Below are 14,883 nucleotides of genomic sequence, written 5' to 3' on the forward strand. Positions count from 1 at the left end.
ATCAGGATTCCAGCTTGCCGTGGCAGTGCTTGTACTTCTTGCCGGAGCCACAGGGGCAGGGCTCGTTGCGGCCGATCTTGCGGCCTTCGCGCACCACCGTGCGCGGCGCTTCGCCCCCCTCCGGGGCCGCCGCCGGCGCGGCGCCGTCGGCGCTCGGCGCCGCCAGCTGCTCCTGGCGGGCGTTCATTTTTTCCGCCTGCTCGCGGGCTTCCTCGCGGCGCTGCGCTTCCAGACGCTCCACCTCGTCGTCGCGGCGCACCTCGAAGCTGTGCACCACGCGGATCAGCTCATGCTGGATCTGGTTGAGCATGGTCTGGAACAGCTCGAAGGCTTCCTTCTTGTACTCCTGCTTGGGGTTCTTCTGCGCGTAGCCGCGCAGGTGAATGCCCTGCCGCAGGTGGTCCATGCTGGCCAGATGTTCCTTCCAGTGCCGGTCGAGAATCTGCAGCATCAGGTGCTTCTCGATCTGGCGCAGGGTGTCCGGGCCGATCTCGGCGCGCTTGCGCTCGTACTGGGCCTCCAGCTGTTCGATGACACGCTCGGTGATGCCCTCGATGTGCAGGCCCTTGTCCTCTTCCAGCCAACGCTGGATCGGCACGTCGCAGCCGTACTCGGCGTACAGGGTCTTTTCCAGGCCCTCCGCGTCCCACTGGTCTTCCACGGACCCCGGCGGCATATGGCTGTGCACCACTTCCGGCACCACGTCGCGGCGGATGCTTTCCACCGAGGACGCCAGGTCCTCGCTTTCCAGAATCTGCTCGCGCTGGCTGTAGACCACCTTGCGCTGGTCGTTGGCCACGTTGTCGTATTCCAGCAGGTTCTTGCGGATGTCGAAGTTGCGCGCCTCCACCTTGCGCTGGGCGTTCTCGATGGCACGGGTCACCCAGCGGTGCTCGATGGCTTCACCGTCCTTGAGACCCAGTGAGCGCATCATGTTGCGCACCCGGTCGGAGGCGAAAATACGCATCAGGTCGTCTTCCATGGACAGGAAGAAGCGGGTGTAACCCGGGTCGCCCTGGCGACCGGCGCGGCCCCGCAGCTGATTGTCGATACGGCGGGATTCGTGGCGCTCGGTGCCGATGATGTGCAGGCCGCCGGCCTCCAGCACCTTCTTGTGGTTCTCCTCCCATTCGGAGCGGATCTTTTCCGCCAGTTCCTCGGAGGGCTCGTCCATGTGCTTGATTTCTTCCTCGGCGTTGCCGCCGAGCATGATGTCGGTGCCGCGGCCGGCCATGTTGGTGGCGATGGTCACGGTGCCCGGCCGGCCGGCCTGGGCGATGATCTGCGCTTCACGCTGGTGCTGCTTGGCGTTGAGCACCTGGTGCTTGATCTTTTCCTGGGTGAGCCGCTGGGCCAGGTATTCGGAGGCCTCGATGGTGGCGGTCCCCACCAGCACCGGCGCGCCCCGCTCCACGCAGTCACGCACCGCTTCCACGATGGCGTCGAATTTTTCCTGCAGGGTCAGGTAGACCAGGTCGTTGGCGTCCTTGCGGACCATGGGCCGGTTGGTGGGGATCACCACCACGTCCATACCGTAGATCTGGCGGAACTCCACCGCCTCGGTGTCGGCGGTACCGGTCATACCGGCCAGCTTTTCGTAGAGGCGGAAATAGTTCTGGAAGGTGGTGGAAGCCAGAGTCTGGTTTTCCTGCTGGATGCGTACCCCTTCCTTGGCTTCCACCGCCTGGTGGATGCCCTCGGACCAGCGGCGGCCGGGCATGGTGCGGCCGGTGTGCTCGTCGACAATGACGATCTGGCCGTTCTGCACCACGTATTCGCGGTCCTTATGGAACAGCGCGTGGGCCTTGAGCGCGGCGTGCACATGGTGGAGCAGGGTCAGATTGTGGGCGGCGTAGAGGCTTTCGCCCTCCTCCAGCAGCTTGTTTTCCACCAGCAGGGATTCGATCAGCTGGTGGCCTTCCTCGGTGAGCTCCACCTGGCGCTGCTTCTCATCGATGAAATAGTGGCCTTCGTCCTCCTCAGTCTGCGCCTTCAGCCGGGGGATCAGCACGTTCATCTGTTTGTACAGCTCGGAGGAGTCCGCCGCCGGGCCGGAAATGATCAGCGGCGTGCGCGCTTCATCGATCAGGATCGAGTCCACTTCGTCGACGATGGCGTAATAAAGCGGCCGCTGCACCCGATCTTCCAGGCGGAAGGCCATGTTGTCGCGCAGATAATCGAAACCGAATTCGTTGTTGGTGCCGTAGGTCACGTCACAGGCGTAGGCTTCGCGCTTCTGCTCCTGGGGCTGCTGGGAGAAGATCACCCCCACGCTCAGGCCCAGGAACTCGTAGAGCGGGCGCATCCAGTTGGCGTCCCGCTCGGCCAGGTAATCGTTCACCGTGACCACGTGCACGCCGCTGCCGGTCAGCGCGTTCAGGTAGGTGGGCAGGGTGGCGGTCAGGGTTTTACCTTCCCCGGTGCGCATCTCCGCGATGCGGCCCTCGTGCAGCGCGATGCCCCCCATCAGCTGCACGTCGAAATGACGCATGCCCATCACCCGGGTGGCGGCTTCGCGACACACCGCGAACGCTTCCGGCAGCAATTCGTCCAGGGTCTTGCCTTCGGCGTGGGCGGCTTTCAGCTCGGCGGTTTTGGCCCGCAGCGCCGCGTCGTCCAGTTGCGCGATCTCGTCGGCGCGGGCGTTGACCGCCGACACCACACGGCGGATCCGCTTGAGCTCGCGGTCGTTCTTGGTCCCGAAGACTGTCTTGACGATGGTAGCCAGCATGAAACGTCCGTTCTTATATCAATGGGTAGGGCGAAAAGAAGCCATTCTAAACACAATAGACCAGGGAGATAAGGTGCGGGGGGCGACTATTCAAGCGGTAGGAGCGGCCGTTCGGCCGCGAGCGCGGCGGAACGGCCGCTCCTACTGTCGGGTTTTAGCGACGGGCGCGGTAAATATAGGGGTGCGGATTGACCTGGCGGCCGTCCTTGAGTACTTCGTAGTGCACATGGGGACCGGTGGAGCGGCCGGTGGAGCCCATCAGGGCCACCACGTCGCCGGTGCGCACGATGTCGCCCACGTTCACGCGGACTTCCTTGGCGTGGCCATAGCGGGTGCTGATGCCGTTGCCATGGTTGATTTCCACCAGCTTGCCGTAGCCGGTGCGCTCGCCGGCGAAAGTGACCACGCCGGCGGCGGTGGCCACCACATCGGAGCCGTCCTTGCCGGCGAAGTCCACGCCGCCGTGCCAGGCCAGCTTGCCGCTGAAGGGGTCGGCGCGGCGGCCGAAGCGGCTGGACATCCAGCCGTGCACGATGGGCCGGCCGGCCAGGAAGGTCTCGCTTTCCAGATGCCGGTCGGCGAGCAGGTTTTCCAGAATGTTCAGCTGCTGCTCACGGCGCTCCAGGGTCTCGGTGAGCGCGCTCAGCTCTTCCAGGAAGGACGGCGGCGTGAAGGCACTGCCCTCCTCGGTTTCCGGGCCGCCCACCGCCATGCCGCCACCGAAATCGAACTCCTCGCTGTCGATGCCGGCCACGTCCACCAGCCGCTCGCCGAGTGCATCCAGGCGGGTCAGCCGGGCCTGGGCGTCGGCCAGCTTCAGGGTCAGGGCGCGGATCTGCTCTTCGCTGAGCCGCTTCAGCTCGGAGACTTCGTGGGCCTGGGCGTCCAGATGGTCCTGGAAGCGGGCGGCCACCGCGTCGGTGTAGGACGGCGGGGCCCAACGGTAGCTGACCCAGTAGGCGCCGACACCGACCAGCACCGGCACCACCATCAGCACCGCCAGCAGAATCACCGGCAGGTGGCGGGGTACCGACAGGGTGCGGGAGTGGCCCCGCTTGCTGTTCAACAATATGATGTTCATGGCAACGGCGAACGACCTCTTCACTCGCGGAACCTGTGCTCCGACCGGCTCCGGGAAAATGGGTTCAAAAACGCGCCATGACGGGCGTGCCGCTGGCTCGCCCGGGCAGATCCTTGGCCGTGAAGCGCCCCCCGGAGGGTGAAACAAAGGTGCCTTAAATGATTTTTTACAATCGCAGGGTAGCGTAAGGAAAAGGCATGAGCAAGAAAACCCTGCCCGACGAACTCCAGGGTCTGATCCACGCCCATCCGGTGCTCAAGCGGCTGGCGCGGGCCGCCCGCGGGCGTGGCGGGGACACCCATGGCGATCCCCGGGATTGCCTGCCGCCGGCCCTGCGCGACCGGGTACGGCTGGTGCAGGAGGAACAACGCTGGCTGGCCCTGGTGGAAACCAGCGCCACCGCCCAGCTGCTGCGCTTCCATCTGCCGCGCCTGGAACGCGCCCTGCCCTCCGGCCAGGCGCTCAAGATCGTAGTCACCGGCCGGCGGGAGCTGGGCGCCGCCGCGCCGGGCAAGGCGCCCGCCGCGCCCGGGCCCACCCTGGACGCCCACAGCGCCACCCACCTGCGGCAGGCGGCGGACTACATCGACGATCCGGACCTGGCGGCGTCGCTGCGCCGGCTGGCGGGCCGGGCCGGGCCCGGCGGCGAAACGTAAAACGCCCCGGTCGCGGGAGACGACCGGGGCGCACAGGGAGGCAACCACCGTGATCCGTCACGGTGTGCGTGGGGCGCGGAGGGTTACTCCGCGGCCATGATCGGCTTCACGTAGGAGATCGGCGCGGTGTCCGCGTCCTCGAACGTGACCAGTTCCCAGGCGTCTTCCTGCTTGAGCAGCTCACGCAGGAGGGCATTGTTGAGGGCATGGCCGGATTTGTGACCCACGAACTCGCCGATCAGGCTGTGGCCCAGCTGATACAGGTCGCCGATGGCGTCCAGCATCTTGTGCTTGACGAATTCGTCGTCGTAACGCAGACCGTCCTCGTTGAGGATGCGGAACTCATCCACCACGATGGCGTTGTCGACGCTGCCGCCGAGGGCCAGGTTCTGGCTGCGCAGGAACTCGATGTCGCGCATGAACCCGAAGGTCCGGGCGCGCGCCACTTCCTTCACGAAGGACGTGGAGGAAAAGTCGATGCTGGCCAGCTGGCTGCGTTCCTCGAACACCGGGTGATCAAAGTCGATCGAGAAAGTCACCTTGAAGCCATCGAACGGCACGAAGGTGGCCACTTTGTCCTGCTCGCGGACGGTGACTTCCTTCTTGATGCGGATGAACTTCTTGGCGGCTTCCTGCTCCTTGATGCCGGCGGACTGCAGCAGGAACACGAAGGGCCCGGCGCTGCCGTCCATGATCGGTACTTCCGGCGCCGACAACTCCACGTAGGCGTTGTCGATGCCCAGACCGGCCATGGCCGAGAGCAGGTGCTCCACGGTGCCCACCTTGACACCATCCTTCACCAGGGTGGTGGACAGGGTGGTTTCGCCCACGTTCTCGGCGCCGGCGGCGATCTCCACCACCGGATCCAGGTCCACACGACGGAACACGATGCCGGTGTCGACCGGCGCCGGCCGTACCGTCAGATAAACCTTTTCGCCGGTGTGCAGGCCCACGCCGGTGGCGCGGATCACGTTCTTGAGGGTTCGTTGTCTGATCATTGATCCGTCACAAAATTCCGGTATCCGCTAAGGATACAGCCATCCTCAACGCAAATAAGGGGGCGATCATAACAAAATTCCCTTTTGCGCACCACGTATCCGCCGCCGTCAGTCAGCCTGACGGCGGAGGAAGGTCGGAATATCGATGAAATCCAGGTCTTCCGCGGTGTTGACCGCCTGCCGGCCACCACCGGCGGCCTGCTGCTGGGCCCGTTTGCGCTCCACGGCGGGACGATCCAGGTCGTTGTAGTCCACCCGACCGTCGGCACCCACGGGGGTTTGACGCCCGCGCACCACCTTCAGTTCCTGCTGGGCGGCGCCCAGGCCGGTGGCGACCACGGTGACGCTGATATTGTCGCCCATATCCGGGTCGATGGCCGTGCCGATGATCACATTGGCGTCTTCGCTGGCCAGCTCGCTGACGATGTCCCCCACCTCGGAGAACTCGTCCAGGGCGATGGACTCGTTGGCGGTGATGTTGATCAGGATGCCGCGAGCGCCGCGCAGGTCCACGTCTTCCAGCAGCGGGCTGGAAATCGCCGCCTGGGCCGCTTCCGCCGCCCGGTTGTCGCCGCTGGCGATGCCGGTGCCCATCATCGCGGTGCCCATTTCGCTCATCACGGTGCGCACGTCGGCGAAATCCACGTTGATCATGCCCGGGCGCACGATCAGATCGGCGATGCCCTTGACCGCGCCTTGCAGCACCTCGTTGGCCGCCTTGAAGGCGTCCAGCAGGGTGGTGGAGCCGCCCAGCACGGACTGCAGCTTCTCGTTGGGGATGGTGATCAGCGAGTGCACGTGCTCCTTGAGCGCCTCGATGCCTTCCTGGGCGGAGCGCATGCGCTTCTTACCCTCGAACGGGAACGGCTTGGTGACCACCGCCACGGTGAGGATGCCCAGTTCCTTGGCGATCTCGGCCACCACCGGCGCCGCGCCGGTGCCGGTGCCGCCGCCCATGCCGGCGGTGACGAACACCATGTCGGCGCCGTCCAGCAGTTCGGCGATGCGCTCACGGTCTTCCAGAGCGGACTGCCGGCCGATGTCCGGATTGGCGCCGGCGCCCAGGCCCTTGGTGACCTGGCTGCCGAGCTGGATCACGGTCTTGGCCGAGGAATTGCGCAGTGCCTGCGCATCGGTGTTGGCGCAGATGAAATCCACGCCTTCCACATTGGAACGCACCATGTGGTCCACGGCGTTGCCGCCGCCGCCACCGACGCCCACTACTTTGATGACCGCGCCATGGGGTACGGAATCTTCAAGTTTGAATTGCATGGTTGATCTCCCGTTAATGCTTCCCTGTTTACTGCCTTTTCCGGCTTCGGACCGCTCTTGGTCCGAGGTCGAAACCGTTTGGATGCGCGGCGTTAGCCGCGATCCTCAAAAATTGCCTTGGAACCACTTCTTGAAGCGTTCCAGCCAGTTCACTTCGCCGCCGCCGGCCTGGGCCCGCGGACTGCGTCCTTCCTTCTCCATGCGATGCCCGTACAGCAGCAGGCCCACGGAGGTGGAATAAATCGGATTGCGCACCACGTCGGTGAGCCCGGCCACGCCCTGGGGCGTGCCCAGCCGCACCGGCATATGGAAAATCTCTTCCGCCAGCTCCACCGCGCCCTCGATCTTGGAGGAGCCGCCGGTGAGCACGATGCCGCCGGGGATCATGTCCTCGAACCCGGAGCGGCGGATTTCCGCCTGGATCAGGGTGAACAGCTCGTCGTAGCGCGGCTCCACCACCTCGGCCAGGTTCTGGCGGCTGAGGGTACGCGGCGGCCGGTCGCCGACGCTGGGCACCTTGATGGTCTCGTCGGCGCCGGCCAGCTGGGTCAGCGCGCAGGCGTACTTGATCTTGATCTCGTCGGCGTGCTGCTTGGGCGTGCGCAGGGCCATGGCGATGTCGTTGGTGACCTGATCGCCGGCGATCGGAATGTTGGCGGTGTGGCGGATCGCCCCTTCGGTGAAGATGGCGATGTCGGTGGTGCCGCCGCCGATGTCGACGATGCACACGCCCAGCTCGCGCTCGTCCTCGGTCAGTACCGAATGGGCGCTGGCCAGCTGCTCGAGGATGATGTCCTCCACTTCCAGGCCGCAGCGGCGCACGCACTTCTCGATGTTCTGGGCGGCGTTCACCGCGCAGGTCACCAGGTGCACCTTGGCTTCCAGCCGCACGCCGCTCATGCCCACCGGCTCGCGCACCCCTTCCTGGTTGTCCACCACGTATTCCTGGGGCAACACGTGCAGGGTTTTCTGGTCCGCCGGGATCGCCACCGCCTGGGCGGCGTCGATCACCCGGTCGATGTCGGCCTGCGTCACTTCCCGGTCACGGATCGCCACGATGCCGTGGGAGTTCAGGCTGCGCACGTGGGAGCCGGCGATGCCGGCGTACACGGAGTGGATCTGGCAGCCGGCCATCAGCTCCGCTTCTTCCACGGCGCGCTGGATCGAGCGCACGGTGGCCTCGATGTCCACCACCACGCCCTTCTTCATCCCCCGCGACGGCTGGGAGCCGAGGCCCACCACTTCCACGGTGCCCTCCTCGGTGACCTGGCCGACGATGGCCACCACCTTGGAGGTGCCGATGTCGAGGCCCACGATCATGTTGTCCACTGCGTTCGCCATTAGAGGTACGTCCTCTGTTTGCTCATGCCTTTTGATCCCGCCAGGTCACCGCGATGCCATCGGCATAGCGCAGGTCGACCCGGGCCACTCCGCGGCTGTCGCTGCTCAGCACGCCACGGTAGAGCCGCGTGAAGCGGCGTAACTTACCCACGTAATTTTCCCGGTCCACCACCACCTGCATCTGGTTGTCCAGGGTCAGGCGGGCGGTGAGCCGCGCGTTCACTTCCATGCGCTCGATGCCCAGGCCCACTTCGCGCAGCAGCTTGCTCATGCTGTGGTAGAAGCCCATCACCGCTTCCAGGCGCTGGTCCGGCCCGTTGAGACGCGGCAGGCCGGTCAGGTCGTACTGCTTGAGCGCCTGGAACGGCTCGCCGTTGCGCGACACCAGCACGCTTTCGTTCCACACCGCCACCGGCTCGCGCTCGGTGATGGTCAGCTTGACCGTGTCCGGCCACTGCCGGCGCACGGACACGTCCGACACCCAGCTCAGGCCGGCGGCGCGCTGGTAGATGTCCTCCAGCGGCGCCGAAAAATAGTTGGCGTCGCGGACCAGCGCGGCCAGGGCGGTCTGCACCTGCTGCTGGCGACGCACGTCGGTGACGCCGTCCACGCCGACCTTGCGGATCGGGTAGTGGTCCAGCACCCGCGGCAGCCAGATCACCCCGGCCACCAGCACCACCGCCACCAGCGAGGCCAGCACCCCGGGCACCGCCGCGGCCAGCCGCTCGCGCAGCGGCACCGTCGGCGCCTGCCGGCGGACGCGGGTCGCCCGCGGGGACGCGCCCCGGCCGCGGCGCGGCTCCGGCGTGCGGCGCGGCGCCCTAGCCACGGCCCTTGCTCCCTTTCTTCGCCTTGCCCGCCGGGGCCCGGTCCATGGCTTCCAGCAGAATGCGCGCCACCAGGGTGGCGAAATCGTCGCCGGCGGCCTTGGCGGCCATCGGCACCAGGCTGTGGTCGGTCATGCCCGGCACGGTGTTCACCTCCAGCAGTTGCCACTGGCCCTGTTCGTCGCGCATCACGTCGACACGGCCCCAGCCCCGGCAGCCGACCACCCGGAAGGCGCGCAGGGCCAGCTCGCGAAGGGCCTGTTCGTCGGCGTCGTCGAGCCCGGCCGGGCACAGGTATTCGGTGCTGGTGGCCTGGTATTTGGCTTCGAAATCGTAAAACGCGTGGGGCGTCTTCAGACGGATCGCCGGCAGCGCCTGGTCGCCCACCACCGCCACCGTGTACTCCGGCCCGTGCACCCAGGCTTCCACAAGCACTTCGCTGTCGTAATGGCGGGCGGCGGCCAGGGCGGCGGCCAGATCCGCCTCGCCGTCCACCTTGGCCATGCCGATGGACGAGCCCTCATGGGACGGCTTGACCATGCGCGGGAAACCCATGGTGGCCGGCACTTCGGAAATACCGTCCACATAGAAGTCCGGGGTCGGCAGGCCGGCGCCCTTCCACAGCTGCTTGGTGCGCACCTTGTCCATGCCGATGGCCGAGGCCATCACGCCGGAACCGGTGTAAGGCACGCCCAGATGCTCAAGCACGCCCTGGATCACGCCGTCCTCGCCGCCGCGACCGTGCAGGGCGATGAAGGCCACGTCGAAGCCCTTCAGCGTGCCCACGCCGCTGTCCGCCGGATCCACCAGTTCGGCGATCAGCCCCAGCTGGCGCAGCGCCTGATGGACGGCGGCGCCGCTCTTCAGCGACACCGACCGCTCGGCGGAGTCGCCTCCGGCCAACACCGCCACCCGGCCGATGCGGGCCAGGCGTTGCTTCATGGCGCTGTCCAGGCGGTTAACCACGATGTTCCTCTCCTTGCGCCGGGCCGCTGACCTGTTCCGCCAGGTCCCGGGCGATGGTGCCCACGTTACCGGCGCCCTGGGTGACCAGCAGATCGCCGTTCTTCAATACCTGCTTGAGCAGCCCGGGCAGTTTGGCCGGGTCGTCCACGTACAGCGGCTCGATGCGCGCGCGCTGGCGCAGACTGCGCATCAGGGCGCGGCTGTCGGCCCCGGGAATCGGATCCTCGCCGGCGCCATAGACCTCCAGCAGCAGCAATTGATCCACCTCGCCGAGCACTTCCACGAAATCCTCGTAGAGATCGCGGGTACGGGTGTAACGGTGCGGCTGGAACAGCATCACCAGGCGCCGGCCCGGCCAGCCCTGGCGGATCGCGGCGACGGTGGCGGCCACCTCGCGCGGGTGGTGGCCATAGTCGTCCACCAGGGTGGCGCTGCCGCCGTCGCAGGGGTATTCGCCGAGCACGTCGAAACGCCGGCCCACGCCGCCGAAGCCGTTCAGCCCGCGCACGATGGCCTCATCGTCGGCACCCTCGTCGGCGGCCACGGCGATGGCCGCCAGGGCGTTGAGCACGTTGTGGCGGCCGGGCATGTTCAGGGTGATGTCCAGGGGCGCGCCTTCGCTGCGCACCACCCGGAAGCGGGTCCGCATGCCGTCCTGGGTCACGTTCTCGGCGCGCAGGTCCGCGTCCTCGCTGAAGCCGTAACGGATTACCTGGCGATTGACCCGGGGCAGCAGCTTGCGCACCACCGGATCGTCCACGCACATCACCGCCACGCCGTAGAACGGCAGGTTGTGCAGAAATTCGATAAAGGTGTTTTCCAGCCGCGCGAAATCGCCGCCGTAGGTGTGCATATGGTCGGCGTCGATATTGGTGACGATGGCGCTCATCGGCTGCAGGTGCAGGAAGCTGGCGTCGGATTCGTCCGCCTCGGCCACCAGGTAGCGGCTCTGGCCCAGGCGCGCATTGGTACCGGCGCTGTTCAGGCGACCGCCGATCACGAAGGTCGGGTCCAGCCCGGCTTCCGCCAGAATCGAGGCCACCATGGAGGTGGTGGTGGTCTTGCCGTGGGTGCCGGCCACGGCGATGCCGTGGCGGAAACGCATCAGCTCGGCCAGCATTTCCGCCCGCGGCACCACCGGCACGCGGCGCTCGTGGGCGGCGGCCACTTCCACATTGTCGGTTTTCACCGCCGTGGAGGTGACCACCACGTCCGCGTCCTCGATGTTTTCGGCCCGGTGGCCGATGTCCACGCGCACGCCCAGCTCGCGCAGGCGCGCCACCACTGGCGACTCCTTGATGTCGCTGCCGCTCACCGCGTAGCCCTGGTTGGCCAGCACCTCGGCGATGCCGCACATGCCGGCGCCGCCGATGCCGACGAAATGGATGCCCCGGATGCGGCGCATCTCCGGCACGGTGTGCACCGCTTCCGGTTTCATGTTGCCAGCGGCTTTCGTGTTGCTAGCGGCCATGGGCCACCTCCTCGCACAATTTCGCCACCCGGGCGGCGCTGTCCGGCACCGCCAGCTGGCGGGCGCGGCAGGCGATCTGCGCCAGGGCGTCCCGTTCGGTCATGCCGGCCAGGCTGCGCGCCAGGGTGCCGGCGTTCATCTCGCTCTGCGCCATCATCAGCGCGGCGCCGCGGTCCACCAGCCAGCGCGCGTTGAGCGTCTGGTGATCGTCCACCGCCGTGGGTAGCGGCACGAACAGCGCGGCCACGCCGGCGGCGGCCACTTCCGCCACCGTCAGGGCGCCGGCCCGGCACACCACCAGATCCGCCCAGGCGTAGGCCTCGGCCATGTCGTCGATGAATTCGCTGACCCGGGCGTGCAGGCCCAGGGCCTGGTAAACCGGCAGTGCCTCGTTCTCACGACCGGCGCCGCATTGGTGGCGCACGTCCAGCTGATTGCCGAGCGCCGCCATCAGCAGTTCCGGCAGATCCTGGTTGAGCGCCAGCGCGCCCTGGCTGCCGCCCAACACCAGCACCCGCAGGGCGCCGCGGCGGGCCTGGTAACGTTCGGTGGGCTCCGCCAGGGCGGCGATCTCGGCGCGCACCGGGTTACCCACCCAGATGCCGCCGGAGATCGCGCCCTCGAACCCTTCCAGGGTCTCGGTGGCGAAACGCGCCAGGGTGCGATTGGTCAGACCCGGCACCGCGTTCTGCTCATGCACCACCAGCGGCACGCCGGCCAGCCGCGCGGCCAGCCCGCCGGGAGCGCTGACGAAGCCGCCGAAGCCCACCGCCAGCACCGGTTTGACCCGGCGGATCAGGCGGCGCGCCTGCCACAGGGCGCGCAGCATCTGCAGCGGGCCGATCACTTTGCGTTTGAGACCGCCGCCACGCAGGCGGCCCACGCCCAGGGTCGCCACTTCAAAACCGTGCTTGGGCACCAGCCGGGTTTCCATGCCGCCTTCCGCGCCCAGCCACAGAACCCGGAAACCGGCGTCGGTGAGCTCGCGGGCCACCGCCAGCGCGGGGAACACGTGCCCGCCGGTGCCGCCGGCCATGATCAGAACCGTCCCTTTGCTCATTGCGCCCTCCCTCTGGCCTGGAGGCGGGACTGCTCGGCGCCGGCACGCAACACCAGCGCCACCATGGCCGCCGAAATCAACAGGGACGAGCCGCCGTAACTGACGAACGGCAGGGTCAGCCCCTTGGTGGGCAGCACGCCCATGTTCACGCCCACGTTGATGAACGCCTGGGCGCAGAACACCAGCGCGCAGCCGTACACCAGGTAGGCGTGATACAGAAAGCCCCGTTCCTCCAGCCCGTGACCGATGCGGAACACCCGCCAGCCCAGCACCGTGAAACCGGCCAGCATCGCCAGCACGCCCAGCAGGCCCCACTCCTCCGCCAGCACCGCGAACACGAAGTCGGTGTGCGCTTCCGGCAGGTAGAACAGTTTTTGCACGCTGTTGCCCAGGCCCACGCCCATGAAGTGGCCACGGCCGAAGGCGATCAGGCTTTGCGTCAGCTGGTAGCCGGCGCCGTACTGGTCCGCCCAGGGGTCGGTAAAGCTCATCAGGCGCGCCACGCGATAGGGCTCCGCCAGCGCCACCACCGCCGCCAGCGCCACCGCCGCCAGGCCGATCAGCAGGAACCGCAGGGTCGGCACGCCGGCCAGGAACAGCATGCCCATGGCGGTAATGCCCAGTACCACCACGGCGCCGAAGTCCGGCTGCAGCAGCAGCATGAACGTGAGCGCGCCAAGCACGCCCAGGGGAATCAGGAAGGCCTTCCAGCGGGTTTCCAGGGCGGCCTTGTGCTGGGCGATGTAACCGGCCAGATAGAGCACGAAGCATAGCTTCACCACCTCGGACGCCTGAATGGTCAGGCCGGGCAGTGCGATCCAGCGGGTGGAGCCGTTCACTTCCCGGCCCAGGCCGGGCACGAACACCAGCAGCAGGAACACCACCGCCACCGGCAGCGCCGCGAAGCGCAGTTTTTCCAGCACCGTCAGCGGCACGCAGCAATAGACGAACAGGCCCACGCCGACGCCGGCCAGCAGATACAGGCCGTGGCGCATGCCGTAGTAGAACGGGTTGCCGAGTCGCGTTTCGCCGATCTGCAGGGACGCGGAGGTGACGATCACCAGCCCCGCCAGACTCAGCAGCGCCACCGCCCACAGCAGCGGACGGTCGACACCGGATTGGCGAACGCTGAGCAGAACCCTAGCCACCGGTCACCTCCTTGGCGCGGGCGGTGAAATCGTCGCCCCGGGCGGTGTAACCGCTGTACATGTCGAAAGAGGCACAGGCCGGCGACAGCAGCACCGCGTCGCCGGGCTGAGCCAGTTGCCGGGCCCGGGCCACGGCGGCGGCCATGTCCGCCACCCGTTCGCAGGGCACGCCGGCCAGGCCGTCGGCCACCTTGTCCGCGTCCTGGCCCAGCAGCAGCGCCGCGCGCAGGTATTGCCGGGCGGGCTCGCCCATGGGCGAGAATTCCTGGCCCTTGCCCTGACCGCCGGCGATCAGGATCACCTTGCCGGGGATCGCCTCGCCGATGCCGGTGAGCGCCGCCAGGGTGGCGCCCACATTGGTGGCCTTGGAATCGTTGATCCAGCGCACCTCGCCGGCTTCGGCGATCAGCTGGCAGCGGTGCGGCAGCCCCTTGAACACCTTGATGGTGGCCAGGGCGGTGGCGCGGTCGAAGCCCAGGGCATCGCTCATGGCCAGCACCGCCAGCACGTTCATGGCGTTGTGGTGGCCGGTGAGCGCCAGTTCATCCAGGCGCAGCAGTTCCTCGCCCTGGCAGGTCAGCACCTGCCGCTCCGCGTCCAGGCGGTAGTGGGCTTCCGGGTGGCTGCCAAAGGTCACTTCCCGGGGCGCCGGGTTCTGCGGCCGGGTGGCCAGATCGTCCCGGTTCCACACCGCCACCTGGCAGCCGTCGTAGATGCGCTGCTTGGCGGCCACGTAATCGCTGAACTTGGCGTAACGGTCCAGATGGTCCTGGGACACATTGAGAGTGCTGGCCACCTGGGCGTTCAGGCTGTAGGTGGTCTCCAGCTGGAAGCTGGACAGCTCGAGCACGTACAGACCCGCGTCCTCGCGCAGCAGATCCAGCGCCGGCACGCCCAGATTGCCGCCCACCCCCGGCTTGGCGTCGCAGGCTTTCGCCACTTCGCCCAGCAGGGTGACCACGGTGCTCTTGGCGTTGGAACCGGTAATGCCCACCAGCGGCCGGCTGGCGGCGCGGGCGAACAGCTCGATATCGCCGATCACTTCCTTGCCCTCGGCGGCCTGCTCGGCGATGGCCGGGGTGGACACCGCCACGCCGGGACTGACGATCAGCCGGCGGGCACGCTTCATCCAGCCGCTCTTGAAGCCGCCGGCATGGATCTTGAGCTTGGGGTATTCGGCGCGCAGATCGTCCAGCCCGGCCGGAGCCTCACGGGTATCCAGGGCGCGCACGGGCATACCCTGATCCGCCAGATAGCGGATCACGGAGTGCCCGGTGACCCCGAGACCAATGACCAGATCGAACGCGTCTTTCGCCATAGAGTTGTTGTCGT

Annotated in this window: 12 protein-coding genes; 1 reads left to right on the forward strand and 11 read right to left on the reverse strand. The window is 67.3% G+C overall.

The features are described from left to right. Window position 1: 1 nt before the first annotated feature. Complete coding sequence (secA, locus tag IM760_RS01890; RefSeq protein WP_204426872.1) at window positions 2-2,731, reverse strand: preprotein translocase subunit SecA; 2,730 nt, start codon at window positions 2,729-2,731, stop codon at window positions 2-4. A gap of 154 nt (window positions 2,732-2,885) precedes the next feature. Then, window positions 2,886-3,812: a M23 family metallopeptidase gene (locus IM760_RS01895; RefSeq protein WP_204426873.1), complete on the reverse strand. Its 927-nt coding sequence runs from the start codon at window positions 3,810-3,812 to the stop codon at window positions 2,886-2,888. A 197-nt stretch (window positions 3,813-4,009) separates the two neighbouring features. Here IM760_RS01895 and IM760_RS01900 point away from each other — a divergent pair, with 197 nt between their 5' ends. Further along, window positions 4,010-4,468: a hypothetical protein gene (locus IM760_RS01900; protein WP_204426874.1), complete on the forward strand. Its 459-nt coding sequence runs from the start codon at window positions 4,010-4,012 to the stop codon at window positions 4,466-4,468. A gap of 83 nt (window positions 4,469-4,551) precedes the next feature. On the opposite strand, the gene lpxC is transcribed toward IM760_RS01900, so the two are convergent. From lpxC to murD, 9 genes are all read right to left on the reverse strand, one after another. Then, entirely contained in the window at window positions 4,552-5,466 is a 915-nt protein-coding gene (gene lpxC, locus IM760_RS01905; RefSeq protein ID WP_204426875.1) for a UDP-3-O-acyl-N-acetylglucosamine deacetylase, read from the reverse strand. Between the two features lie 108 nt (window positions 5,467-5,574). Beyond that, window positions 5,575-6,738 (reverse strand): cell division protein FtsZ, encoded by a 1,164-nt coding sequence (gene ftsZ / locus IM760_RS01910; RefSeq protein WP_204426876.1) that lies wholly within the window; start codon window positions 6,736-6,738, stop codon window positions 5,575-5,577. A gap of 105 nt (window positions 6,739-6,843) precedes the next feature. Next, window positions 6,844-8,079 carry a cell division protein FtsA gene (gene ftsA, locus IM760_RS01915; RefSeq protein WP_204426877.1) on the reverse strand — a complete coding sequence of 412 codons (1,236 nt, stop codon included), beginning with the start codon at window positions 8,077-8,079 and terminating at the stop codon, window positions 6,844-6,846. Window positions 8,080-8,101: 22 nt separating this feature from the next. Further along, window positions 8,102-8,908 carry a cell division protein FtsQ/DivIB gene (locus tag IM760_RS01920; RefSeq protein ID WP_228233450.1) on the reverse strand — a complete coding sequence of 269 codons (807 nt, stop codon included), beginning with the start codon at window positions 8,906-8,908 and terminating at the stop codon, window positions 8,102-8,104. Beyond that, on the reverse strand, window positions 8,901-9,848 hold the full coding sequence (locus tag IM760_RS01925) for a D-alanine--D-alanine ligase (protein WP_394373770.1): 948 nt from the start codon (window positions 9,846-9,848) through the stop codon (window positions 8,901-8,903). The genes IM760_RS01920 and IM760_RS01925 overlap by 8 nt, the downstream gene beginning before the upstream one ends. Before the next feature lie 16 nt (window positions 9,849-9,864). Continuing rightward, a complete protein-coding gene (gene murC, locus IM760_RS01930) occupies window positions 9,865-11,343 on the reverse strand; it encodes a UDP-N-acetylmuramate--L-alanine ligase (protein WP_239549554.1) in 1,479 nt (492 codons plus the stop codon). After that, complete coding sequence (murG, locus tag IM760_RS01935) at window positions 11,333-12,403, reverse strand: undecaprenyldiphospho-muramoylpentapeptide beta-N-acetylglucosaminyltransferase (protein WP_204426878.1); 1,071 nt, start codon at window positions 12,401-12,403, stop codon at window positions 11,333-11,335. The genes murC and murG overlap by 11 nt, the downstream gene beginning before the upstream one ends. After that, the gene (gene ftsW, locus IM760_RS01940) at window positions 12,400-13,551 is read right to left on the reverse strand and encodes a putative lipid II flippase FtsW (protein ID WP_204426879.1); all 1,152 of its coding nucleotides are present in this window, start codon (window positions 13,549-13,551) and stop codon (window positions 12,400-12,402) included. The genes murG and ftsW overlap by 4 nt, the downstream gene beginning before the upstream one ends. After that, window positions 13,544-14,869 (reverse strand): UDP-N-acetylmuramoyl-L-alanine--D-glutamate ligase, encoded by a 1,326-nt coding sequence (gene murD, locus IM760_RS01945; RefSeq protein ID WP_204426880.1) that lies wholly within the window; start codon window positions 14,867-14,869, stop codon window positions 13,544-13,546. The genes ftsW and murD overlap by 8 nt, the downstream gene beginning before the upstream one ends. Window positions 14,870-14,883: the final 14 nt, after the last annotated feature.

This window comes from Alloalcanivorax marinus, from assembly GCF_016906305.1.
In the GTDB taxonomy this organism is placed as follows: Bacteria; Pseudomonadota; Gammaproteobacteria; order Pseudomonadales; family Alcanivoracaceae; genus Alloalcanivorax; species Alloalcanivorax marinus.

Bases quoted from the DNA above. Each gene is read 5' to 3' on its own strand.
- ftsZ (WP_204426876.1), bottom strand. From the start codon at position 6,738: ATGCAATTCAAACTTGAAGATTCCGTACCCCATGGCGCGGTCATCAAA.
- IM760_RS01925 (WP_394373770.1), bottom strand. From the start codon at position 9,848: ATGAAGCAACGCCTGGCCCGCATCGGCCGGGTGGCGGTGTTGGCCGGA.
- murD (WP_204426880.1), bottom strand. From the start codon at position 14,869: ATGGCGAAAGACGCGTTCGATCTGGTCATTGGTCTCGGGGTCACCGGG.
- lpxC (WP_204426875.1), bottom strand. From the start codon at position 5,466: ATGATCAGACAACGAACCCTCAAGAACGTGATCCGCGCCACCGGCGTG.
- murG (WP_204426878.1), bottom strand. From the start codon at position 12,403: ATGAGCAAAGGGACGGTTCTGATCATGGCCGGCGGCACCGGCGGGCAC.
- secA (WP_204426872.1), bottom strand. From the start codon at position 2,731: ATGCTGGCTACCATCGTCAAGACAGTCTTCGGGACCAAGAACGACCGC.
- murC (WP_239549554.1), bottom strand. From the start codon at position 11,343: ATGGCCGCTAGCAACACGAAAGCCGCTGGCAACATGAAACCGGAAGCG.
- IM760_RS01895 (WP_204426873.1), bottom strand. From the start codon at position 3,812: ATGAACATCATATTGTTGAACAGCAAGCGGGGCCACTCCCGCACCCTG.
- ftsA (WP_204426877.1), bottom strand. From the start codon at position 8,079: ATGGCGAACGCAGTGGACAACATGATCGTGGGCCTCGACATCGGCACC.
- IM760_RS01900 (WP_204426874.1), top strand. From the start codon at position 4,010: ATGAGCAAGAAAACCCTGCCCGACGAACTCCAGGGTCTGATCCACGCC.